The organism is Haliscomenobacter sp., assembly GCF_033763495.1.
Lineage (GTDB): Bacteria > Bacteroidota > Bacteroidia > Chitinophagales > Saprospiraceae > Haliscomenobacter.
Window position 1 is genome coordinate 66,792 of the sequence record NZ_JANRKL010000162.1, and the last position, 23,444, is coordinate 90,235.

General features: G+C 47.8%; 21 protein-coding genes, 1 tRNA gene and 1 pseudogene. 14 read left to right on the forward strand and 9 right to left on the reverse strand.

Annotated features, from left to right (window positions below):
• Positions 1–59: 59 nt before the first annotated feature.
• Complete coding sequence (locus SFV55_RS17325; protein WP_320030791.1) at positions 60–605, reverse strand: hypothetical protein; 546 nt, start codon at positions 603–605, stop codon at positions 60–62.
• A gap of 147 nt (positions 606–752) precedes the next feature.
• The gene (locus tag SFV55_RS17330; RefSeq protein WP_320030792.1) at positions 753–1,010 is read right to left on the reverse strand and encodes a hypothetical protein; all 258 of its coding nucleotides are present in this window, start codon (positions 1,008–1,010) and stop codon (positions 753–755) included.
• A gap of 188 nt (positions 1,011–1,198) precedes the next feature.
• Between SFV55_RS17330 and SFV55_RS17335 the strand changes: the two genes are divergently transcribed.
• The 3 genes from SFV55_RS17335 (at position 1,199) to SFV55_RS17345 (ending at position 5,780) form a co-directional block, all read left to right on the forward strand.
• Positions 1,199–2,194: a hypothetical protein gene (locus tag SFV55_RS17335; RefSeq protein ID WP_320030793.1), complete on the forward strand. Its 996-nt coding sequence runs from the start codon at positions 1,199–1,201 to the stop codon at positions 2,192–2,194.
• 175 nt (positions 2,195–2,369) lie between these two features.
• Positions 2,370–3,998 (forward strand): M14 family metallopeptidase, encoded by a 1,629-nt coding sequence (locus SFV55_RS17340; protein WP_320030794.1) that lies wholly within the window; start codon positions 2,370–2,372, stop codon positions 3,996–3,998.
• Positions 3,999–4,022: 24 nt separating this feature from the next.
• Complete coding sequence (locus SFV55_RS17345) at positions 4,023–5,780, forward strand: M14 family metallopeptidase (protein WP_320030795.1); 1,758 nt, start codon at positions 4,023–4,025, stop codon at positions 5,778–5,780.
• A 110-nt stretch (positions 5,781–5,890) separates the two neighbouring features.
• Here the strand turns inward: SFV55_RS17345 and SFV55_RS17350 are convergent, their stop codons facing one another.
• From SFV55_RS17350 to SFV55_RS17365, 4 genes are all read right to left on the reverse strand, one after another.
• Positions 5,891–6,211, reverse strand: coding sequence for a metalloregulator ArsR/SmtB family transcription factor (locus tag SFV55_RS17350; protein WP_320030796.1), 321 nt, complete (start codon positions 6,209–6,211; stop codon positions 5,891–5,893).
• Positions 6,212–6,216: 5 nt separating this feature from the next.
• The gene (locus tag SFV55_RS17355; RefSeq protein ID WP_320030797.1) at positions 6,217–6,546 is read right to left on the reverse strand and encodes a 2Fe-2S iron-sulfur cluster-binding protein; all 330 of its coding nucleotides are present in this window, start codon (positions 6,544–6,546) and stop codon (positions 6,217–6,219) included.
• 97 nt (positions 6,547–6,643) lie between these two features.
• The gene (locus tag SFV55_RS17360; protein WP_320030798.1) at positions 6,644–7,135 is read right to left on the reverse strand and encodes an MOSC domain-containing protein; all 492 of its coding nucleotides are present in this window, start codon (positions 7,133–7,135) and stop codon (positions 6,644–6,646) included.
• 88 nt (positions 7,136–7,223) lie between these two features.
• A tRNA-Met gene (locus SFV55_RS17365) sits at positions 7,224–7,296 on the reverse strand.
• Between the two features lie 237 nt (positions 7,297–7,533).
• On the opposite strand from SFV55_RS17365, the gene SFV55_RS17370 reads away from it, so the two are divergent.
• From SFV55_RS17370 to SFV55_RS17395, 6 genes and pseudogenes are all read left to right on the forward strand, one after another.
• Entirely contained in the window at positions 7,534–8,712 is a 1,179-nt protein-coding gene (locus SFV55_RS17370) for an acetyl-CoA C-acyltransferase (RefSeq protein ID WP_320030799.1), read from the forward strand.
• A 251-nt stretch (positions 8,713–8,963) separates the two neighbouring features.
• On the forward strand, positions 8,964–9,767 hold the full coding sequence (locus SFV55_RS17375) for a PhzF family phenazine biosynthesis protein (RefSeq protein WP_320030800.1): 804 nt from the start codon (positions 8,964–8,966) through the stop codon (positions 9,765–9,767).
• Between the two features lie 88 nt (positions 9,768–9,855).
• Positions 9,856–10,047: pseudogene (locus SFV55_RS17380) on the forward strand (putative collagen-binding domain-containing protein); the annotation flags it as partial.
• Between the two features lie 74 nt (positions 10,048–10,121).
• The gene (locus SFV55_RS17385; protein WP_320030801.1) at positions 10,122–12,749 is read left to right on the forward strand and encodes a GH116 family glycosyl hydrolase; all 2,628 of its coding nucleotides are present in this window, start codon (positions 10,122–10,124) and stop codon (positions 12,747–12,749) included.
• Positions 12,749–13,075 carry a hypothetical protein gene (locus SFV55_RS17390; RefSeq protein ID WP_320030802.1) on the forward strand — a complete coding sequence of 109 codons (327 nt, stop codon included), beginning with the start codon at positions 12,749–12,751 and terminating at the stop codon, positions 13,073–13,075. Before SFV55_RS17385 ends, SFV55_RS17390 begins: the two co-directional genes overlap by 1 nt.
• A 30-nt stretch (positions 13,076–13,105) precedes the next feature.
• Positions 13,106–14,158 (forward strand): GTP-binding protein, encoded by a 1,053-nt coding sequence (locus tag SFV55_RS17395; protein ID WP_320030803.1) that lies wholly within the window; start codon positions 13,106–13,108, stop codon positions 14,156–14,158.
• On the opposite strand, the gene SFV55_RS17400 is transcribed toward SFV55_RS17395, so the two are convergent.
• The gene (locus SFV55_RS17400; protein ID WP_320030804.1) at positions 14,159–14,755 is read right to left on the reverse strand and encodes a hypothetical protein; all 597 of its coding nucleotides are present in this window, start codon (positions 14,753–14,755) and stop codon (positions 14,159–14,161) included.
• Between the two features lie 206 nt (positions 14,756–14,961).
• On the opposite strand from SFV55_RS17400, the gene gcvP reads away from it, so the two are divergent.
• The 3 genes from gcvP (at position 14,962) to rfaD (ending at position 20,139) form a co-directional block, all read left to right on the forward strand.
• Positions 14,962–17,829 (forward strand): aminomethyl-transferring glycine dehydrogenase, encoded by a 2,868-nt coding sequence (gcvP, locus tag SFV55_RS17405; RefSeq protein ID WP_320030805.1) that lies wholly within the window; start codon positions 14,962–14,964, stop codon positions 17,827–17,829.
• A 66-nt stretch (positions 17,830–17,895) separates the two neighbouring features.
• Entirely contained in the window at positions 17,896–19,092 is a 1,197-nt protein-coding gene (locus SFV55_RS17410; protein WP_320030806.1) for a carboxypeptidase-like regulatory domain-containing protein, read from the forward strand.
• 72 nt (positions 19,093–19,164) lie between these two features.
• The gene (gene rfaD / locus SFV55_RS17415; protein WP_320030807.1) at positions 19,165–20,139 is read left to right on the forward strand and encodes an ADP-glyceromanno-heptose 6-epimerase; all 975 of its coding nucleotides are present in this window, start codon (positions 19,165–19,167) and stop codon (positions 20,137–20,139) included.
• Here the strand turns inward: rfaD and SFV55_RS17420 are convergent.
• Complete coding sequence (locus SFV55_RS17420; protein WP_320030808.1) at positions 20,096–20,722, reverse strand: O-methyltransferase; 627 nt, start codon at positions 20,720–20,722, stop codon at positions 20,096–20,098. The genes rfaD and SFV55_RS17420 overlap by 44 nt on opposite strands.
• A 209-nt stretch (positions 20,723–20,931) precedes the next feature.
• On the reverse strand, positions 20,932–21,339 hold the full coding sequence (locus tag SFV55_RS17425; RefSeq protein ID WP_413776718.1) for an EVE domain-containing protein: 408 nt from the start codon (positions 21,337–21,339) through the stop codon (positions 20,932–20,934).
• A 177-nt stretch (positions 21,340–21,516) separates the two neighbouring features.
• Here SFV55_RS17425 and SFV55_RS17430 point away from each other — a divergent pair, with 177 nt between their 5' ends.
• Positions 21,517–22,371 carry a mechanosensitive ion channel family protein gene (locus SFV55_RS17430; RefSeq protein ID WP_320030810.1) on the forward strand — a complete coding sequence of 285 codons (855 nt, stop codon included), beginning with the start codon at positions 21,517–21,519 and terminating at the stop codon, positions 22,369–22,371.
• 138 nt (positions 22,372–22,509) lie between these two features.
• Positions 22,510–23,334 carry a ZIP family metal transporter gene (locus tag SFV55_RS17435; protein ID WP_320030811.1) on the forward strand — a complete coding sequence of 275 codons (825 nt, stop codon included), beginning with the start codon at positions 22,510–22,512 and terminating at the stop codon, positions 23,332–23,334.
• Positions 23,335–23,444: the final 110 nt, after the last annotated feature.

The window sequence follows — 23,444 nt, forward strand, 5'->3', positions numbered from 1 at the left end:
TTAGCCATGGCACTGCAAGAGTGCATGGTCATTTTGAAAAATGAAAAAAACATGAAAAATCAGGCCAATTGTGGCGGTGGAGTAAGGATGGAAAGCTCAGACAAATCGACCAAATCTTGAAAAATAAGCGGTTGAGCAGTTTTTGTGCAATGTTCAAAAAATGGTTTAATGTCCAGGATGAGGTGTTCCTCAAAGCAAAAATCGGAGAAAAAGCGCTCCGTCAAAGTTTTTGGTGCAGAACGATCCTCTTGGTTTTGCGGCTGGTCAACCTTGTATTCATGGCGAAGGCCATGTGGAGACTTGGCGTCAACGGTGTAGTACTGGATTTCACCGTCGGTTTCTTCGGAGAAAAGAAAGGGCGCACCGTAGCCCATCCCCTGGACGACCTTGAGGTCTTTTTTGTCTTGAATTTTTACATGGGCGGTGACCCCAATTTCCGCTTTTAGCTTCTGGGCAATCGCGGTTTCTTTGGCGTCCATCAGGTGCTCGATCCGGGCAGTATAGACCACATTGATGAACACACGACCACCTATCCACTGCACCACGATGAGCAGGATAAGTAGCCAAGCGCCAATTGATCTTAGGGATTGCCTGAACTTGTTCAATGCACCTTGTTTTGATGATTACAAGTAAGAACAGCATTTGCCATTCTGGTGCAAGAACGGAATTATCTAAAAAAAAGCAAAACAAAGGCCATATTTATTTTGGAGGCACTAAAAAAGGTGGGTAGATTTTAGAGAACTAATAATGCGTCAAAAGCCAAACGCATCGACTAAACCCTTCATGACACATAAGGCGCCAAGGGTTGTTAACACATACATAGGTACAATAAATGAACGATCATCCGATTGAAAAAGTAAAAACTGGATCATAAAGCTCAGGCCCATGATTCCAACTCCGACGGCCATCCAGGTCAGACCCCGTTGGAATAGGCGAAGGTTTTTTTCTTTGGTGGCGTCAACGTTGCTGTCGTTTGGCGCATTGCTTTGACTAGAAGTGTTTGGTTCCATACTTTATGCTTTAAGGTTATTTTGAAGATAGCAAGATAAGAAAAATTTAAATTGGAATAAAAGAATAAAAAAGGAAGGATGTTTAGTAGTAGGCGAAATTATGTTGAAAAAGTGTGAAGTGAAATTTATTTTAACAATTATTTTAAAATTACAAGTTAAAACATTAAGTTGTGTTTAAAATTAAATCCATGCAAGTTTCTAAAGACGCCCTATGGAAAGGCATCATTGAAAGTCTCATTGATGACTTTCTTGCTTTCTTCTTCCCAGACTTGGTAAAAGTGGTAGATTTTGAGCGTGGAATTGAGTTTTTAGACACTGAGCTGCAAAAACTTATCCCTGATAGCCCTGGACATCGCCGTCATACAGATAAGTTAATAAAGGTTTGCCTCAAAGACGGCAACGAGGTGTGGTTTCTAATTCATGTGGAAGTGCAAGGGTACCAAGACCCATTTTTTGCCCAACGTATGTTTGAGTGCATTTACCGCATTCGAGACAGGTTCCAACGAAAAGTGATCGGGCTAGCCATTTACACGGACTGGGATCGAACTTACCATTTTAAAGCATTTGAGGAAATGTTTTTTGGAACCAAGTTAACTTACGAATTCAACACCTATGTATTGCGGGATCACCCTCCAGCAGAATTGGCCAAAGACCCGAATCCATTTGCTGCGGTAATGGAAGCTGCTTGGCAACATTTGAATCGCCCGATGGATGATCAAAGTTTACGTTTGCTAAAGCTGGATATGATCCAACGACTTAAAACACGTAACATTCCTCGGGAAAAGATTAGTTTGATCATCGATTTTATTCACTACTTCGTCCCCTTTACAAATTCAGAAATAAATGCTAATTTTGAACAGGATTTACTCACTCTTTCAAACACCGTTATTACTATGGGACTCCGCGAAGCAATTTTAGAAGATGTTAAACAACAAGGGATCGAGCAGGGAATCGAACAAGGAATCGAACAAGGGATTGAACAAGGGATTGAACAAGGGAAACTTGACGTTATCCTAAACATTTGGTCAACCCATGAATTTTCCCTTGAAAAAATAGCCATGCTTGTAAGTCTACCAGTAGAAAGAGTACACGAATTCATTCTCACTCATTTACAATTAGAAGGTATGACCGAAGAAATGGCCCTAGCAACCCTCCAAACCTACCAGGAAAAATTCAGCAATTAAACGAAGCATCCTTATTCTCTCAACGCAATTGGTCTATTTCTACCCTATTGATCCTACCATAATAGAGCTATTCATCTTTCCATGAGCAAGGCTCCTTGCACATCCCATTACCTTTTCCCATATTTACCTGATTGAAGGACCTCGTCCTAATCAAAAATCAGTTAAACTCGTACACATGAGGCTTCTAGCTTTACTCATTTTTTGTGGATTTTGGGGCAGTTTATCCGCCCAAAAAACCTACTCTACTTTCCCTCTACTGACTGCCCGCATCAAGGATCTGGCGAGTAAAAACGCCAGTCTGGCCAATGTCAGTTCAGCGGGCAAAAGTGCAGGGGGCAAAGATCTTTGGCTACTTACCCTTTCCCAAGGCAACCCAGGTAGCAAACCCGCATTGTTGCTGGTAGCTGGACTCGATGGCAGTCATCCTGCTGGTAGTGAAACGTTGTTGTTGATGGCTGAAAAAATGCTGACTAATCCCAGCGATCAGGTCAAAGATTTGCTCAGCAAAAAGACCCTTTACATCATCGCCTGCGCCAATCCCGATGCCTGGGATCAGGGAAAAAGTAAATTTGAGCGCTCCAGCAATGCCACTGCTAGCGACGAAGACCGCGATGGCCGTGTCAACGAAGACCCTTTTGAAGACCTCAATGCAGATGGTCTGATCACCCAAATGCGAGTGGAAGACCCCAGTGGTACTTTGATTCCTAGCAAGAGCGACCCGCGCATTTTGATCAAGGCTGATCCAAGCAAAAATGAAGCGGGCAAATACCTGCTGCTTAGCGAAGGTACCGACAATGACAAGGACGACAAGTGGAATGAAGATGGCGAAGGTGGGATCAACATCAATAAAAACTTCACCTTCAATTACCCTTATTTTGAAAAAGAATCGGGCATTTACGCTGCTTCGGAAGCAGAAACCAAGGCCGTGCTGGAAGTGTTGTACCGCAACCTCAACATCTACGGGGTGATTGTATTTGGTCCTGAGAACAACCTTTCTGCTCCCACCAAATTCGATGCTGCCAAGGCCCGCAACCGCATCGTAACCGGCCCCTTGGAAAAAGACGCTGCAGTAGGCGAATACGTCTCCAAAATGTACAATACCTCTACCGGGCTAAAAAATGCACCCGCCATGCCCCTGGGCAAAGGAAGTTTGGTTCAAACCGCCTATTACCATGCTGGCCGTTTTGGTTTTGGTACCCCAGGTTGGTGGCCACAAATGCCGCCCCAAGATTCTTCACAAAAACCAAAAGCACCAACTGCTGCGACCTTAAGTGCAGACGAAATTTTCTTTAAATGGGCCGACGCCGAAAAAGTAGCCGTATTTGCTGATTGGAAGGAAATCAAACACCCTGATTTTCCGGGTAAAAAGGTGGAAGTTGGAGGTTTGTTGCCCTATGCGCGGTGGAACCCACCCGTTTCTTACCTCGACGACATTGCCCAAAAACACAATAAATTTTTATTGGATTTGGCCGCAGCCATGCCTAGTCTGGATATCGTCAATACTAAAGTAGAGCCCCTTTCCGCTGGCGTAAACCGCATCACGGTGCAAGTGATCAATAAAGGGTTTCTGCCCACTTTTGCCGACCTGGGCAATCGGGTCAAGTACGTGTCCAAAGTGCGCACCACCTTGAATCATACTACTACGCAAACCCTCCTTTCTGGCAAAAAAATGAACCAACAAGCTTCGATGGGGGCTGGCGAATTTGTGGAATATAGCTGGTTGGTAAATGGTACGGGTAAAATCTCCGTCACCGTCACCTGTCCTACCGCAGGCACCAAAACTGTGGAATTCACCCTCAATTAACAACTCTTTTAGACTCACCACACTATGAATAAATTATTGTTTTTCTTCTGTTTGTTGAGTGTTGCTGCCTTTGCGCAAACCCAACCCAACATCAGCCCTGCCGACCTCAACGGCATGCGCGCTGTAGGTTCACCCGCCGATCCCAAGGTCAAGGAGGAGTGGCGGAAGTACCACGACCATGCTCAAATCACCGATTTTTGCCAACGCATGGTCAAGGCACACCCTGATTTGGTCAAATTGCAATCCATCGGCAAGTCCTTCCAGGGTCGCGAGATGTGGCTGATGACCATCACCGATTTCAAATCCGGCATTCCTGACCACAAACCTGGATTTTACATCGATGGAAACATCCACGGCAACGAGATCCAGGGCGGTGAAATCGCAATGTACACCGCCTGGTACCTGGCTGAGAATTTTTATACCATGCCTTTCATCCGTGAGTTGCTGCGCGACCGGGTCTTTTACATCATCCCGTCCATCAACCTGGATGGCCGTGAAAACTTCATCCACAATCCCAACACCACCAGCACCTCCCGCTCAGGAATGATGCCCCTGGACGACGACGACGATGGGGTGATTGATGAAGACAAACTAGACGACCTGGATGGTGACGGCAACATTGTGACCATGCGTCGCAAAAACCCACTTGGCCGCTGGAAAGTTGATCCTGTTTATCCTACCCGCATGGTGCCAGCCCGTAACGACGAAGCAGGTGAGTATGAATTATTGGGTTCTGAAGGACTTGACAACGACGGCGATGGCCAGGTGAATGAAGACAACTGGGGCACCTACGATCCCAACCGCGACTGGGCCTGGAACTGGCAGCCCAATTACGTCCAGAATGGTGCCCTGTTTTACCCCGGCACCCTGCCTGAAACCCGCAACATCAAAAACTTCGTTCTGGCTCATCCCAACATCGCAGGTGCCCAGAGCTACCACAACAATGGAGGGATGTTCCTGCGCGGCCCGGGCGCTGCCGAGGACGATCCCTTTTACAACCAGAGTGACATTGCGGTATACGATGTGATTGGTAGAATTGGGGAAAAAATTGTCCCCGGATACAAATATTTCATCATTCACAAAGACTTGTACACAGTATACGGTGGTGAGATCGACTGGTTTGCCTTGACCCGCGGGGTGTTTACCTTCAGCAATGAATTGATGACGCCCTTCAAATTGTTTAACCAGCAGCCCAACGCACAACAACAAAATCGCCTCCAAAACTCCGATTTTGAAGAGTTTGACAAATATCTGTTGATGGGCGATGGTTATGTGCAGTGGAAACCGTTCAAACACCCGCAGTTTGGTGACATTGAAATTGGTGGCCCCAAAAAGAATTACCTGCGCAACCACCCAGGCTTTCTGTTGGAAGAAGATGCCCACCGCAACATGTCCTTCACCCTCCTGCACGCTTATCAAATGCCAAAACTGGAGGTATTCAGCATCGTGAAGAAGTCCCTGGCCAACAACCTAACGGAAATTACGGCTACTGTGTACAACAGCCGCATCATGCCCACCCACTCGGCACACGACTTGAAGTACAAAATTGAAAGGCCAGATTACATCAGCTTGAAAAATGCTACGGTGATAGCTGGAATGGTTGTTGAAAATGAGGATTTCAACCAAACCAAAGAACAGAAATACACTCCACAAACGATCGAAGTGCCGAACATCCCCGGAATGGGATTTGTAAAAGTGCGCTGGATTGTGAGTGGGAAAGCAGATAAGGTGACGGTGGAGGTGGATAGCCGCAAAGGTGGCTTGATCTCCAAAACGGAATAACTCTTAGGTGGTTCTTAGATGTCTTAGATGGTTCAAAAAAATGTTTCTTTTGAACCATCTAAGACATCTAAGGAGCATCTAAGGTTGATAAACATTTGGATTTGTCGAAGTTAGCAGAAACATTTGGCTTTGGCCATGAAGCCGTCCAGCATGGTTTTTACCTCCGTCCAGGCCTTCTGATCAATGCAATAACAAACCCGCACACCTTCCACCTCACCTTTGATCAGGCCAACCTTTTTTAGTTCACTCAGGTGTTGCGACACCGTAGACTGCGAAAGTGGAATGGCGTGTACAATATCTCCACACACACAGCCCTGCACCTGTAGCAAATACTCCAGAATGGCAATCCGCGCCGGATGTGCTACAGCCCGAAACAATTGGGCCAGGCGGTTTTGTTCAGCCGTAAAAAGCTTATCTTTGGTAGCGCCCATATGTTTTAATTTTCTGACTCAGGTGCCAACTGGACGCTAAGCCCTTCCAGCTCATCATGCAAATGCAACTGGCAACCCAAGCGGGAATTGTCTTTCACAAAAAAGGCCTGATCCAGGATGTTTTCTTCATCCTCACTCATCTCCGGCAAATCGTGATCGCTCAGTACGTATACATGGCAGGTAGAGCACAAGGCCATCCCGCCACAGGTTCCTTTCACTGGCAATTCGTAGGCTTTACACAGTTCCATGAGGTTCATGTTCATGTCTGTCGGGCCTTCCAGTTCGTGTTTTACCCCTTCCCGATCGAAGAGGGTAATGTTGATCATGTTGTCCATAATAGCAATTCGTGCTGTTTGGGTTGATATGTGTGTATTTGGAGCGCGAAGTAAAATTCCAAACACACACTCAAAAACAGTTTAAGTCTTAAAAAAGTTACACCAATTTTTCAGGCAGAATCAAGGCAACTTCATCGCCGAGATTTATGCTCCCTCCCTTGATCACCCTGGCCGTAATGCCGCCGTGCCCACGCATCGCATTATAGCCTCCTGGCCCCAGGTTTTCTTCCATTCTCTGACAGGGAAAACACTTGCCTGTCATTTCCAATACGGCCTCCCCGATGCGGAATTGCTGGTCTTTTAAAGCCAATAAATTGATTCCTGACACCACAATATTCCGCCTAGTCAATTGAGGATCAATGGGTTCTTGCCCCAAAATTGCTCCTGCTGCCACCAAATGCTCCGCCTGAATCAAGGTCACCTGGCGTTTGCCGTTTTGACCTGCATACCGATCGCCAGTCAACCCATTTTCGGTTTGGGCTTCTACGGATGCTACTGGCACTAGGCGCGCGCGCGCGGCAGGCCGCAAGCCAATCCATTCCACTTTGCCGATTTGGGGGAGTGAGTGAATAAGTTCCTGGATGATCATTGGGAAATGGGTTTTGATGTAACTACGCTCTGAAATCGAGCACAAAATAAAAAAGCCGGATGACATTACATCATCCAGCTTTATTTAGTAGCGGCGGCAGGACTTGAACCTACGACCTTCGGGTTATGAGCCCGACGAGCTACCAACTGCTCCACGCCGCGCTGTTTAGGACTGCAAATATAGAGCAGGTTTTTGGATTAAACAATCCTTTTTGCAAATAAAAACTATTTTTTCTGCGTCTACCTGCTATTTTTTGCTTCAAAAACCTGAACAACAGGGTTTTGATTTTCGAAAAAAACTTTCGCGCTTTAAGTCAACCGGAATAATTCCCTTGCTGTTGAATACTGGACTGGAAAACAGGTTTAATTTTGTGTCCAAGTCCTTTCCAAACCATTTATATGAAAGAAGTATTCATCGTTTCGGCCGTTCGTACCCCAATGGGCAGTTTTGGCGGCGCACTGGCTGGTTTTAGCGCTACCCAATTGGGCAGCATCGCCATCAAAGGTGCGCTGGCCAAAGCTGGAGTTGCCCCCGATCAAGTTCAGGAAGTGCTGATGGGCAACGTCTGCTCCGCCAATCTGGGCCAGGCTCCCGCCCGGCAAGCCTCCCGAGGTGCGGGCATTCCCGACAAAGTACCTTGTACCACCATCAATAAAGTATGCGCTTCCGGCATGAAATCCATCATGTACGGTGCCCAATCTATCATGCTGGGTTACACCGATCTGGTGGTAGCAGGTGGGATGGAAAGCATGAGCAATATCCCTTACTACGTGCCTTCCGCGCGCTGGGGTAGCAAATACGGCAATATGGAACTCATCGACGGACTTGCCAAAGACGGCCTCACCGATGCATACGACCACCAGGCCATGGGCACCTGCGGCGACGCTACCGCGGCGAAATTCAACATTTCCCGCGAAGCCCAGGACGAATTTGCTATCCGCTCCTACACCCTGGCCGCCGAAGCAACGCAACAGGGTTGGTTCAAAAACGAAATCGTACCCGTGAGCATTCCCCAGCGCAAGGGCGATGCCATCGACCTGGTGGAAGACGAAGAATACAAAAAAGTAGATTTCAGCAAAATTCCCACCCTCCGCCCGGCCTTCAGCAAAACTGGAACGGTTACTGCAGCCAACGCCAGTACCTTGAATGATGGTGCCGCAGCACTGATTTTGGCCAGCAAAGAAATGGTGGAAAAACTGGGTCTCACCCCCATTGCCAAAATCCTCGCTTTTGCCGATGCTGAGCAGGAGCCACAGTGGTTCACCACTACCCCCACCATTGCGGCACCCTTAGCAATGAAACGGGCCGGCATCAGCACCAGTGATGTCGACTTTTTTGAGGTGAACGAAGCTTTTGCGGTAGTGCCGATGGCCTTCAACCAGGTTTTGGGGATCGATGAGGCCAAGGTCAATGTATTCGGTGGCGCTTGTGCCCTGGGTCACCCGCTCGGTGCTTCCGGTGCGCGTATCGTGACTACCTTGACCAATGTGTTGAACCAAAAAGAAGCCAAAATTGGTTTGGCAGCCATTTGTAATGGTGGTGGTGGTGCCTCGGCTATGGTGATTGAACGGGTCTGAGGTGATTCTTAGGTGCCTTAGGTGGTTCAAATAAAATTCTTGCGCACAAGCGCGAAGAGGCTATTTTTCATACCACCTAAGGCACATAAGGGGGCACCTCAGATATAATAGTGCAGTTTAAATTCCTACCGATCTCTCAAAATAGGTTCAAGCCTTAGGGTTCAACTTTAGCGGAAAAGTGTAAATTTGAGGACCATACTCAAATGAGCCATGATGCAATCTAACCTATTCCACCCAAGCTTTTTGTTGCGATGAAAATTCCTTTTTTTATCGTAGACACCTTTACCAGCTTTCCATTCCAGGGCAATCCCACTGGTGTTTGCGTGCTTGACCACTCCCTGGATGCCTCCTCGATGCTTTCCATTGCTCAGGAGCTACAATTTCCCGTCAGCGCTTTTATCCAAAAAAAGGAAGCCGCCCATTTTTATATCCAATATTACACACAGACCACCGAGATTCCTGCTTGTGGTCATGCAACCCTGGCCGCTGCAAAAGTGGTCTTTGAATTTGAAAAATACAGGCAATTACAGTTTTTCACCATTGAAGGCATTCAGATAGAAGTAGAACAAGATTCCGAAATCATCTGGATGAAATACCCCCGATATGAGCTGGAGGATTGGGTATTAAACCCTAAGATATTGGCCAGCTTGGGGCTAAAAAAACATGTAAAACTTGGCTTTTGTACAGCATTGGAAAGCCTTTTTATTGAAATAGCAGAACCTGGGATTTTGAGGAACTTGCAGCCAAGCTTCTCCAGCATGATAGCAGCCGATTCCAGCCTAAAAGAGGTGGTCGTCATGTCCCCTTCAGATGATCCGGAATTCGATTTTTTGCTCCGCTCTTTTTGCCCCTGGATAGGCATTGATGAAGATCCTGTAACGGGTTCAGTGCATTCGGTACTGGCGCATTATTGGCAGCAAAAATTGAAAAAACAACAACTCAAAGCCTTTCAATGCTCCCAACGGGGTGGCGAAGTATATGTGATGGCATTGCCCGATCGTGTTGAACTCGGCGGAAAGGTGGTAATGTTGGTAAAAGGAACATTAGCCCTTTGATTTTTTTCTTTCGAGCAAGATGTGTTTCATTTGTGCAGCCAGGGCTTCCGACGGCAGCTTTTATGTGATGTAGCTTCCCCAAGGCCAGGCTTTTGAGGTCAATGTCAAAAAAATCTCCGGCAAACCTATGGACATGCATAGGTACAATCCCCGCACTTGTACAGCACTCAGAATTGGTGTGGCGGATAAAGAAAGATTTGGCGTTGTCCCTCCTTCAGAGGAAGATTGGGTTCTGGTTTTTGACAATGGCCCCAAATTTAAAATGCCGAATAAATTGTAGTAAAAAACTTCAAAATTCATTGATTATTATTACTTTTCATTGGCAGTAAACCACAACACCTTTAACTTTTGCCAATGAAAAAAACATCAGATCGCCGCGCATTCATCCGCAACATTGGTATCGGTACCCTGGGCGCAACCTTTCCGCTCAATGTGACCAAAGCAGAGGAAAATGTACCACCACCCAATGTGCAAGCCGAAGTAGCGCTTGAACAGCCTCCTAAACGCCTCCGACCTTACAATTCGCCCTATACCGGAGAATACCTCAACCAAGTCGCCTTTCCGATTGGGGGTATCGGGGCAGGTATGTTTTGTCTGGAAGGAACCGGGGCGATTTCCCATATGTCGATCAAAAACAAGCCCGATATTTTTAGCGTACCCAATATTTTTGCAGCCATTTCCGTCAAAGGTTTGCCCAATGGTGCCAAGGTGCTGGAAGGCCCTCCACCCAATTGGAAAAAATTCGGACAACGCGACGCCGGCAACGGCTCAACTGGCGCAACTACGGGTTTGCCCCATTTTCGTCAGGCCACTTGTAACATCCGTTTTCCTTTTTCGCACATTGACCTTGCCGACAAAGACCTGCCACTTAAGGTGCGCCTGACGGGTTGGAGTCCATTTATTCCAACCGACGAAAACAACTCCAGCCTGCCCATTGGTGCATTGGAGTACAGTTTTAAAAACCTGGGTGAAAAACCCTTGGAGGCCATTTTCTCCGTCAATTCGCCCAATTTTTTAAAAGTTAATGGTGGAAACAACCTGATCCGCCCCTTAAAAAATGGGTTCATCTTAACGGAAGAAGGCACCAAAGAAGACCCATTGCGCAGTGATTTTGCCTTTTTCACCGAAGAAGACAACACCATTGTTGACCATTGCTGGTTCCGGGGAGGCTGGTGGGATCCCCTCACGATGGCCTGGAATACGGTCAAAAATGCGGAAACCAAGGCAGTAGCTCCTGTAGAAAAAGCCGCACCAGGTGCTTCACTTTACGTGCCCTTCAGCCTGGCCAAAGGGCAGGAAAAAACCATCAAAGTATTCGTCGCCTGGTACACGCCCGACACCAAACAAACCCACGGCACCTTGGGCATCCGCAAGGAAAATTGCGACCCTGAATCAGGCTGCTGCAACTCTCCCGGCGACATTGGTTTGGACAAATACGACCAGGATTTTGCTGGGCAATATTTCAAACCTTGGTACAGCAGCCAGTTCAAAAACATTGAAGAAGTAGCAGCTTTATGGCAAAAACAATACCCTGAACTGCGGAAAAACACCCTGCTTTTTACCGATGCATTTTACAAAAGCACCTTGCCCCTCGAAGTCATCGAAGCAGTAGCGGCCAACCTGACCATCCTCAAATCCCCCACGGTAATGCGGCAGTACGATGGCCGTTTGTGGAATTTTGAAGGTTGTGGGGATTCCTGGGGTTGTTGTCACGGTTCCTGTACCCACGTGTGGAACTATGCACAAGCCATAGCCCACTTGTTTCCGGCCCTGGAGCGCAGTTTACGCAATACGGAATTTTGTGAAAGCCAGGACGACAAGGGGCACCAAAACTTCCGCACCCGTTTGCCAATCACGCCCAATACCCACGAATTCCACGCTGCTGCCGATGGCCAATTGGGTGGCATCATGAAAGTGCACCGCGAGTGGCGCATCAGTGGCGACGATACCTGGCTCAAAAAGATTTACCCCATGGTGAAAAAGAGCCTGGATTATTGCATCAGCACCTGGGACCCGAAAGAAAAAGGAGTACTTGAAGAACCCCATCACAATACCTACGACATTGAATTTTGGGGCGCAGATGGTATGCACAGCAGCTTTTATCTGGGGGCTTTGAATGCACTCATTACTATGGGCAGCTACCTCAAAAAGGACATGGCCCGCTACCAGTCCATTTTAGAAAAAGGCAAAAAAGAAATGGAAACCCGCCTCTACGACGGGGAGTTTTTCATCCAAGACATTCAGTTCAAAGGCCTGATTGCCGAAGACCCCACCAAGGCCCAAAGTTTTGGGGGTGAATATTCCAAAGAGGCCAAGGAGTTGCTGGTAAAAGAAGGCCCGAAATACCAATACGGCAAAGGTTGCCTTTCCGATGGTGTATTGGGTTCCTGGATTGCGCTGATGTGTGGCTTGAACGATGTGGTGGATCAGGTTAAAATCAAAAGCCACCTCAAGGCAGTGCACAAATACAACCTGAAACAAAATCTGAGCGAACACGCCAACCCTCAGCGTCCCTCCTTCGCGTTTGGCGATGACGGTGGTTTATTGCTTTGTTCCTGGCCCAAGGGTGGCAAACTCTCCCTACCTTTTGTATACAGCGACGAAGTGTGGACAGGCATCGAACACCAGGTTGCATCCCACTTGATGTTGGTCGGCAATGTGGCCGAAGGGCTGGAAATCCTGCAAGTCAGCCGCAACCGTTACGATGGGCGCATCCGCAACCCCTTTAATGAATACGAATGTGGTCACTGGTACGGCAGGGCGTTGTCCAGTTATGGCTACTTACAGGCGCTTACCGGGGTACGTTACGATGCAGTGGACAAAACCTTGTACGTAGATTCCAAAATCGGCGATTTTACTTCGTTTTTATCAACGGAAACCGGATTTGGCACGGTTAGTCTGAAAGCAGGAAAAGCTACAGTACAAGTGGTTTATGGAAAAATCGATGTTCAAAAAACTGTGGTCAAAGCAAAAACCAGCTGATGCAGATCGAAAACAATCGGGTGGTTTTTATCCGCTATTTGATGAAAAATCAGGCCGGAGAAATCCTGGAAGATACCCTGAGCCGTGACCCAATCGGGTTTTTACACGGCTCAGCGGCCATTCATCCCGATTTGCAAAAGCAGCTGAATGGGTTTAAAGTGGGGGATAAACCTCGGGTGTCCTTAACCCTTTCCGCGCATGAAGATTTTGTTTTTGAAGTCATTATTGATGCGGTGCGCGAGGCCACTGAGGCAGAAATCGTGTTGGGGTATCCTTTGCAAGTGCCCCCGAAATGTGAAGAGGATTGTGATTGTTATGATGTATAAATCCCCATCGCTTGTTCAAAATAAAAAACCATGAAAATCCATCTTTTAAGCGGTTTTTTGGGCAGTGGCAAAACCACGGCCATCCACCAGGCTGCCCGTCAATTGATCCAGGCAGGTCAAAAAATTGGCGTCATCACCAACGACCAGGGGATGATTCTGGTGGATCATGGACTGTTTAAAAACCAGGATATTCCCAGCAGACAAGTGATCAACGGTTGTTTTTGCTGCAATTACCAGGATCTGGACAACAACATTCAGGCTTTGCTGGAAGAATACCAGGCGGAAGTGATTTTTGCAGAATCGGTGGGCTCTTGTACCGACATTGTGGCCACCGTATTGAAGCCCCTGCTACTCTACCGCCCCGATGCGGTGGTGAGTCTTTCCACTTTTGCCGACGTTCGGCTGCTGCAATTGGTTTTAAAAGATGCCGTAAGTTTTGACGAAACGATTTTGTATATTTTTAAAAAGCAGCTCGAAGAAGCCAAAATCATCGTCGTCAACAAAATTGATTTGATCAGTGCCGAAGTCTTACAAAATGTTCAGCAATTGATCCAGGAAAAGTATGGCGACAAAATCGTGTTGTACCAAAACACCTTTGATCCAGAAAGCTTGAAAAACTGGTTGGAAACCATTGATGCAGATTCACGCGCCGCAAAACTCGAATCCTTGCAAATCGACTATGATACCTACGCCCAGGGCGAGGCCAGACTGGCCTGGCTGGATCAATCCATGGAAGTAACTGGCGAAAACGCACTGCAAGGTACTGAATACCTGATCAATGAAATTTACCACAAAACCGTGGCCCAAGGTTACAATATTGGGCACCTGAAGTTTTTAATTGACGGCGAAACCAAGGTCAGTTTTACCAACAACACCCAAGTGGAGGCTCAGCTCAATATTTTGCCCAAGTCCTCGGTCAATCTACTCCTCAACATGCGCGTGGAAAGTACCCCGGAAGAGATTCAACACCTCATCCGGGAGGCCTGCAAAACCATCGAGAATCAATACGATTATAAGTTGTTGCTGCACCAGGAGGCGGCATTTCAACCGGGGTACCCCAAGCCAGTTTTTCGGATGTCTTAATTAGCCCCGCCGTCTTTCCATCAAAATCATCATCATCAAACCCAGGATGACTCGTTCTTCTTCACCTGGTTCGAAGTTGTTCAATTTTTCCAGCAAAAAGCGCCGGCCCACCAGTGAAGGCTGCTTTTTCAAACGAATGACTTCGGTGCCATCGGGGCGGGTGACGATGTAAGAGGGATTAAAAAGGTATCCGGTAAACAGCCCCAGGATGGGAATCTCGCTGAGTACAGCGTCTGCTACCTTGACCCAGGCATTTTCTTCTTGAATCAGTAAATCCTGGTTCACCTTTTCATCAAAAATTTCATAGCGGGCTTTCCAGATTGAAGCCCAGCCTTTGCGGCCAATCCGGCCAATTTCCTGGCCCATGTGATTGGTAAAGGTATAAGTGGTTGAAAAATCAATCCACTTGTTTGCTTTGATGGTGAATAAAATATTGGATTTGAGGTCGTTGTCGTACACTACAACTTCATCAATCAGTTTGAGCATTTTTTGACGCACGTAGCCAATGTCGTTGCCCATGGCGTCTTCAACCAAAAAATCGTTGGAAAGAGTACCAATTTTGAAAGTAAACTGGACTGGGAATTGCACGTTTTGCATGATTACAGGGTTTGATGTTTTTAATTGTGATTAAAGATAAAATAAAAATCAAAAGTGCTCAACCAAAGATCCTCGTTTTGAGTTCCAGTGTTGCGCAATTGATCATTGTCATGGTAATTAAGCACAATAGGACCATCATTTTTATTGCTTGAATTACTACCTTTGCGCTTTCTTTTTCCTAACCAAACCAAGCAGGGTTTTGCAACATGAGCACAATGACATTTTTTGATCAGTTCATTGATCGACATATTGGCCCCAATGCCGCAGAATTACAAGAAATGCTGACGGCAATCGGCGTTTCTTCCCTCGATCAACTCATCGATGAAACGGTACCCGCAGCCATTCGCCTCAAAGGGGACCTGGCTTTGCCCGACGCACTTTCTGAATTCGAGTACTTGCGTGAGTTGGAAAAAATTGCCGCCAAAAACCAGGTTTTCCGTTCTTACCTGGGTTTGGGATACTACGGAACCATTACTCCCTCGGTTATTTCCCGCAATATTTTCCAAAACCCAGGTTGGTATACCCAGTACACGCCCTACCAGGCGGAAATTGCCCAGGGGCGTTTGGAGGCATTGCTCAATTTTCAGACCATGGTCAGCGACATGACTGCCTTGCCCATCGCCAACGCTTCTTTGTTGGATGAAGGTACAGCTGCGGCGGAAGCCATGGCCATGTTCCATAGTGTGGTGAGCAAAAAACGCAAAACCGCCAATACTTATCTCGTTTCCGATCAGGTTTACCCACAAACCATCGATTTGTTGATCACCCGAGCCAAACCACTGGGGATTGAGGTGGTGATAAAAGCGGTTGCTGATTTTGTATTGGATGAAAACTGCTTCGGCATTTTGCTCCAATACCCTGCTGGTAATGGATCAGTGGAAGATTACCGCGCGCTGACCGAGGAAGCCCACGCCAAAGACATTACGGTTACCGTGTGTTCTGATCTGCTGGCCCTGGCCCTTTTGACCCCTCCGGGTGAATGGGGCGCCGACGCAGTGGTAGGCAACTCCCAACGTTTTGGAGTACCTATGGGTTATGGTGGCCCACACGCTGCCTTTTTTGCCACCAAAGACGAATACAAACGTTTGATCCCCGGTCGCATCATCGGGGTATCTGTAGACAGCCACGGCAAACGGGCCCTGCGCATGGCACTGCAAACCCGCGAGCAACACATCCGCCGTGAAAAAGCGACTTCCAATATCTGTACAGCGCAGGCATTGTTGGCCATCATGGCGGGCATGTACGCAGCTTATCATGGGCCAAAGGGCATCAAAGCCATTGCCCAGAGGGTGCATGGCAGCGCGCAAATTCTGGCCAAAAACCTGCAAGCGCTTGGCTACAACCAAAAGAATACCTACTACTTCGATACCCTGTTCATTGAAACCGATGCTGACACTCAGCAAGCCATTCAAACGGCTGCATTGGCTGCCGGAATCAATTTTTACTATCCAGTCGGAGCCGTACAAATCACCTTGGATGAAACAGTTCTGCCAGTTGATCTGAGTGACATTGCTGAGGTTTTTGCCAAAATCAAAAATGCCAATGCGGCGATTGATTTTAGTGGAACCCTGACGCCTCAAATCCCCGCTCCACTCCAGCGTGAAACCGAATACCTGAGCCATCCGGTATTCAATAGCTACCATACCGAGAGCAAAATGATGCGCTACATCAAGCGCCTGGAAAACCGGGATTTGTCCCTGACCCACTCCATGATCCCATTGGGCTCCTGCACCATGAAGCTCAATGCCGCCAGCGAGTTGATGCCGGTAAGTTGGCCAGCTTTTGCCAATTTGCATCCCTTCATTCCTGCTGATCAGGCAAAGGGTTACCAGCAAATTTTTGATGAATTGGAAGCCTACCTTTGCGCTTGTACGGGGTTTGATGCCTGCTCGCTACAGCCCAATTCTGGCGCACAAGGGGAATACGCTGGTTTGTTGACCATTCGCGCCTACCACGAAGCCAATGGCAATACTCACCGCAATGTAGCCCTGATTCCATCTTCTGCGCATGGTACCAACCCAGCCAGCGCCGTAATGGCGGGTATGGAAGTGGTGGTAGTTAGCTGCGATGACCAGGGCAACATCGACTTGGAGGACCTGGGGGCTAAAGCCGAAAAGCACAGTGCCAATCTTTCCTGCCTGATGGTGACTTACCCCTCTACCCACGGAGTGTTTGAAACCCGCATCAAAGAAATTTGTGCCATCATCCACCAACACGGTGGCAAAGTATACATGGACGGCGCCAACATGAACGCTCAAGTAGGTCTGACCAGCCCTGCCGAAATTGGTGCGGATGTGTGTCACCTGAACCTGCACAAAACCTTCGCCATTCCACACGGCGGCGGTGGTCCGGGCATGGGACCAATTTGTGTCAACAACAGTTTGAAGCCATTTTTGCCCAAACACGCCCTGGTTGCTACCGGTGGTGATCAAGGCATCCACGCCGTATCTGCTGCGCCATGGGGCAGTGCCAGCATCCTGCTGATCAGCTATGGCTATGTGCGCATGTTGGGCAAAGTGGGGGTAAAAGCTTCTACGGAATACGCCATCCTGAACGCCAACTACATCAAAGCCCGTCTGGAAGGCCAGTACGAGGTGTTGTACACGGGTGAAAAAGGCCGCAGCGCCCACGAATTGATCGTCGACTTGCGCCCATTCAAAGCCTTGATCAGTGCAGAAGATGTGGCCAAACGTTTGATGGATTACGGTTTCCACGCGCCTACCCTCTCGTTCCCGGTTGCTGGTACGATTATGATCGAGCCGACGGAGAGTGAAAGTTTAGACGAACTGGATCGTTTCTGTGACGCCCTTTTGTTGATTCGGAAAGAAATTGACGAAATTGCCACGGGTGAAGCGGATGCAAAGTCCAATGTACTGAGCAACGCGCCCCACACGGCTGATCTGGTCACAGCGGATGAATGGCCTTACAGTTATTCCCGTGAAAAAGCGGCCTATCCCCTGCCCTACCTGCGCAAAGGCTTCAAGTTTTGGCCTTCGGTGAGCCGGATCGACAATGCTTTTGGCGATCGGAATTTGATTTGTACTTGTCCGCCGCTGGAGGCTTATGCAGAATAATTGTTTTGTTGGTTCCGAGTTTCGGGGTTTTGAGCCTTGGAACTTGGAACCCTTCATCTCCCACCTATGCCAGCTTCCCGATTGCCTACATTGCTTTCTTTTCTGCTGATTTTTGGATTGGCATCTGCTGGACATACACAAAGCCTAAGGGGCCGCATCGTCGACGCCAGCACCAACGAGCCTCTGGCTTTTGCCAACGTTTATTACAACAATACCACCATTGGAGTCCAAAGTGATATTGAGGGAAATTTCAGCATCAAGCCGATGGGTTTACAGGTTGAGTTGGTGGTTTCTTATTTGGGGTACGAGACCTTGATTTTTCCCATAACCGAATCCTTAGCAGGAAAAATTCTTGTTTTTAAACTAGTCCCCAAAGTCAATGAAATAAAGACCTTTGAAGTCAATGCCAAACGTGGAAAGGCATGGTACGAAAATCTCGAAGTGTTTAAAGAACTGGCCATTGGCACTACCTTTTTTGCCAGCGATTGTACCATTCTCAATCCAGAGGTTTTGCAATTTGCCTATGATACCGCCACGTTCACCATGCGGGCAAGCGCCGATGAACCGCTACAGATTGAACACAAAGCTTTTGGATACAAAATCAATTACGACCTAAGCCAGTATGAATACAATGTGGTCAATCACAATTTTGTCATTACCGGGTATCCTTTTTTTACGTTTATGACTGGCAGCAAGCAACAGGAGCGACGCTGGAAAAACAATCAATTATTGGCGTATGAAGGTTCTTTGTTGCACTTTGGTCATGCTGTTCGTCAGCGAAAACTGCAAGAACAGGGGTTTGAATTGCACTGGGTAGAGCGTATGCCCAATCCCAATTTTCGGGAAAGCGCCCAAAGCAAATCGGCATTAAATGCTTTGAAAAAAATCCCTTTTTATCAGGCGGTTCGTAAGGACAATCCCTATCAGCAGACGCTAAATGCCTCGGAGGTGCAGAAATTCATCGAAAGGGTAGACACCAATAAAGTGGACTATCCAGATTTTCTGGTGGAAAGAGATTCCAGTCTTTTTTTACAATTTAAAAATTACTTGCAAGTAAAATACACCAAATCCTCCTACTCCTGGGCACCTGGCCAGTACGGACCACGTACTTCCCTGATTTTTTTGGACAAAGCCTCCATTGAACTGGACGCTACGGGACGTATCCTCGAGCCCGCTGCCGTGCAGGTAGAGGGATTTTGGGCATCCCAATTGTTGGGCGATTTGTTGCCACTGGATTATCAGCCCCCTCCAAAAAAGGAATGATTGTTCTTTCCGTTCAACGTCCTTTAAGCTCAGCTATTTTGTACCTTTGAGCCAATAATTAACCCATTTGCAATGATCATAGTAACTGGAGCAGCAGGTTTTATTGGTAGCGCCATGGTACGGCAACTCAACGATGCCGGGCATTTGAACCTCGTAGTGGTGGATGAATTCAGCCGGCCGGACAAGAATCGCAACCTCCTGGGCAAATCCTACATCCAAAAACTGGATCGGGAGCAACTGTTTTCCTGGCTGGAGCGCATGCATGCCAGCGTAGATTTCATTTTCCACTTGGGCGCACGCACCGATACCACCGAACAGGACACTGCCATTTTTGACCACCTTAATCTGCATTACACTCAAAAATTGTGGGAGCAATGTTCCCGTTTCAACATCCCCATGACTTATGCTTCGAGTGCAGCTACCTATGGCCTGGGTGAACTGGGGTATGAAGACCAGCACGAAATAGTAGGCCAATTGCAACCCCTTAATCCTTATGGGCGCTCCAAAAATGACTTTGACATCTGGGCTTTGCAGCAGGAAAAAACGCCGCCTTTCTGGGCTGGTTTGAAGTTCTTCAACGTTTACGGCCCCAATGAATACCACAAAGGGCGCATGGCCTCCGTGATCTGGCATACTTACCGCCAAATCAAAGAAACGGGTGGCATGAAATTGTTCCGCTCCCACCGCCCTGATTTTAAGGACGGTGAACAAAGCCGAGACTTCATCTACGTCAAAGATGTTCTGAAGGTGATGTACTTTTTGTACCAACAGCGGCCCCAAAATGGTTTGTACAACCTGGGGACGGGCCAGGCCCGCACCTTCCTGGATTTGGCCAGCAATACCTTCAAAGCTATGGGGCTGGAGCCCAAAATCGACTTTGTGGATACCCCCATTGATATTCGGGATACCTACCAATACTTCACCGAAGCCAACATGGCCAAGTTGCACAGCGTGGGTTATGCTGAGCCATTTTACAGTCTGGAAGCAGGTATTGAAGATTATGTCAAGGGGTATTTGTTGGAGGGATTGGGGCCAAAGATCTTTTAAGCCAAAACCTTCTGCTTGCAATGATGACGCCGGTCGACCAATTCATTTTGGTTAAAGTCAGGTCTTCGCGTTGCTCCAGATAAGCCACCAGCGCATCCACTTTGTCCTGGTGTCCGGCTGGCCAATTGGGTTGGGCGGACATGTCATCAATCACGTAAAAGCCACCAATTTTCAGTAAAGCCAGGGTTTCATCTATCTCGCTGTATTTACCAGGCCAGGCGTCGGCAAAAATCAGGTCAAACGCATCACCTTGGTAATTTTTGATCCATTCCGTTCCGTCCACACAAACGATGTTGAGGCGGGAATCGGAACCAAAAAAATCCTGCGCGATGGCACACAAGGCCGGGTCGTTGTCAACGGTGGTGAGTTTGGAATGGGCATCCAGGCCGTCGATCATCCAGGACAGGGACAGGCCGATTCCGGGGCCCAATTCCAGCACATTGGCTGCCGGTTTGGAGCTAATTAAGGTTTTTAGTAAGGTACCGATGTACAGATCGGAAGGCATGGTAAAGCCAATTTCCTGGCATTTGGCTTCAATGGCCGGGTGGATGATCGGCTTGTCCAGAATGTTTGAGTCGTTCATGTAGTTTTGTTTCTGGACAGCAAACTACTGGTTTTTCGATCCCATGCTGGACTTGAAAATGGGTGAATTACGATTCCAAGCTGAAGTGCTTCTTGAGTGCCTAAGGTTGCTTAGGTGGTGAAAAAAGAAGTGCACAGAATTTATTTTCACCACCTTAGAAACCTTAGGCACTCAAGGGACACCTTAGAGCACTTCGTTTAGCATCAAAACTACTCCTCACTCATCGCCAGGATCTTCTCAAACTCCTCTGCCGTCACTGGCATCACCGACAAACGGCTCAGCTTGATCAAGCCAATGTTCGCCAATTCTGGCGTAGCTTTGATTTCTTTCAAAGTAACTCCCCGCTTCAAACGCCGCACCGGAGTCACCTCCACCACCGACCAATCGCCCGATTCTGCCGTGGGGTCGGGGTAATGCTCTTTGGCTACCTGGCAAATGCCCACCACTTCCAGACCAATATTGCTGTGGTAAAACAAAACCTGATCGCCTTCCTGCATGGCGCGCAGGTTGTTGCGGGCTGCATAATTGCGCACACCATCCCACATGCCGCGGCCAGTGCGTTCCAGTTCATCGTAGCTGTAAGCGTCGGGTTCGGATTTGACGAGCCAGTAGTTCATCATGCTTGTTTTTTGAAGGTGCAAGGTAGGAAAGATTGGGGGAATGTAGGTTTTAGGAACTAAAATAGGAATATGTTCTTTAATTTTTTTTCGCACTGGCAGCGATCCATCGCGCCGATTTCTTGTTCTTATCTCTAAAAAACCAACTACCTTTACCCCCAACCCACATACCCTGCAATGAACGAATTTTTCCGCACCCATTTCGGCTTGGTCGTTACCTTCCTCGGCATTTTGCTGGCCACTTCCATTGTGGCTTACATCATGGACCGGGTCTCCAAACGTTTCATTGAAAAAGCCATCAAGCTGATCAAGGGTGATCCCATTCATTACCATTTTTTGCGGCATTTTTTGTCCGGGGTGATTTATGTGATTGGCATCAGTTGGGCCATTGCTTCGGTGCCCAGTTTGAAAGCGATCGCAACCTCATTGTTAGGTGCAGCGGGGATTTTAGCGGTGGCGATTGGTTTGGCCTCACAAAATGCCCTATCCAATATTGTAAGTGGAATTTTTATTGTTATTTTCAAGCCCTTTAGCATTAACGACCGCTTGCGTTTGCGCGACAACAAGCTCAGCGGCCAAGTGGAGGACATCACCTTGCGGCACACCATCATCCGCGATTTTGAAAACCGCCGCATCATCATCCCCAATTCGGTGATCAACCAGGAAATCATCATCAATGCCGATTTTGCGGATGATAAAATTTGTGCCTGGTTTGAAATTACGGTAGATGTCAAGTCGGACATCGATTTGGTCAAAAGTATTCTATTTGATGAAGCCATCAAACATCCCCTGCGCTGCGACAATCGTACGCCCGAGGACATTGAGAAGGGTAAGCCGGCAATTTTGGTGCGGGTAATCCGCATCGATGAATACGGCATTCGGGTGCGGGCCTGGGTTTGGGCCAAAAACTCTGCCGATGCCTTTGTCATCTCCTGCGACATGTTTGAATCCGTAAAAAAACGTTTTGATCAGGCTGGCATCAGCATACCACAAGTGCCACCAATCAAGGCTTCGAAGATTGAGGAGGTGTAAATCGTCTTGTACTTTCCGGAATTTTAATCTTTTAAAAATCGTAGAACCCTTCGATTGTAGGTTTAAAAAAGTAGTGCTTCAATCTTTATTTAGACCAATCTAAATTATATTTTTGGTCAATCAAATAAAGATCAAGCTATGTTGTCAATCAATACCATTACCGAAAGTTTCATCGGCTTGCATCCTGTCTTGCAAGCCTTGCTGGCCACCTGTTTCACCTGGGGCGTAACGGCTTTGGGGGCTTCATTGGTTTTTTTCTTCAAAACCATTAACCAAAAGGTACTCGATGCCATGTTGGGCCTGGCTGCTGGAGTAATGATTGCGGCCAGTTTTTGGTCACTATTGGCGCCCGCCATTGAAATGAGTGAGGGCAAAAGTTTGCCTGCCTGGTTGCCTGCTCTAATTGGTTTTATGGGTGGAGGTTTGTTTCTGCATTTTATCGACCAATATCTGCCCCACTTGCACCTGGGCTTTGAGAAAGCGGAGGGGGTGCCCACCAGTTGGAGGCGCAGCATTTTGCTGGTTTTGGCCATTACCTTGCACAACATCCCGGAGGGTTTGGCGGTCGGAGTCGCTTTTGGTGCAGTAGCTCAAGGGATACCCAGCGCGAGTTTGGGGGCAGCCGTAGCCCTGGCAATTGGGATTGGGATTCAAAACTTCCCCGAAGGTACTGCCGTATCCGTGCCCTTGCGCCGGGAAGGGATGACGCGTCGGAAGGCCTTCTGGTATGGGCAATTGTCGGGCGTAGTGGAGCCCATCGCCGGGGTAATTGGTGCCGCTGCGGTGTTGGTAATGCAGCCTATTCTGCCTTATGCCTTGGCTTTTGCTGCGGGTGCCATGATTTATGTGGTGGTGGAAGAGTTGATCCCCGAGGCGCAGCAAGCAGGCAATACCGATTTGGCGACCATGGCAACGTTGACGGGGTTTAGCATCATGATGGTGTTGGATGTGGCGCTGGGGTAAGGGAAAATCCCTTGAATGATTGGTATTTTTGAGTGACGAGTTAAGAGTACATGACTTACGAGTTTTGAAGTGGGCTACCGCAGGAGCTTAGACCAAGGCTATGTCTAAGT